The sequence below is a fragment of the Ruegeria sp. R8_1 genome (genome assembly GCF_017743815.1).
Taxonomy (GTDB): domain Bacteria; phylum Pseudomonadota; class Alphaproteobacteria; order Rhodobacterales; family Rhodobacteraceae; genus Ruegeria; species Ruegeria lacuscaerulensis_A.
The window spans coordinates 1-534 of record NZ_JAGHRL010000031.1 but is presented as its reverse complement, the minus strand read 5'-3'; the positions used below and the strand labels follow the sequence as shown (position 1 = coordinate 534).

General features: G+C 61.4%; 1 pseudogene. It reads left to right on the top strand.

Annotated elements, in window-relative coordinates:
• Positions 1-8: 8 nt before the first annotated feature.
• A pseudogene (locus J7380_RS20305) lies at positions 9-534 on the top strand (NAD(P)(+) transhydrogenase (Re/Si-specific) subunit alpha); the annotation flags it as partial.

Here is a 534-nt window from a genome sequence, read left to right as displayed (position 1 = left end):
ACTGCGCCATTGAGAAGGGGGCTGGTCTTGCGGCAGGTTTTTCGGATGCTGCCTATGAAGCTGCCGGGGTTGAGGTTATCAAGACCGCTGCCGCGTTGTGGAAAGAGGTCGATATCGTCGCCAAGGTCCGTCAGCCCTCTGAGACCGAGCTGAAGCGTCTGACCAAGGGCAAGACGCTGATCTCGTTCTTCAACCCTGCGGGCAATGAAGACGGGATGGAGCTGGCCAAATCCAAAGGCGCGAATGTGATCGCGATGGAGATGGTGCCGCGTATCTCCCGCGCGCAGAAGATGGACGCGCTGTCGTCGATGGCCAATATCGCAGGCTACCGCGCGGTGATCGAGGCGGGCAACAATTTTGGTCGCTTCTTCACCGGTCAGGTGACAGCGGCGGGTAAAGTACCCCCTGCGAAAGTTCTGATCGTGGGGGCCGGCGTGGCCGGTCTGGCGGCGATCGGGACCTCGACCTCACTGGGGGCGATCACCTATGCGTTCGACGTGCGCCCCGAAGTGGCCGAACAGGTCGAGTCGATGG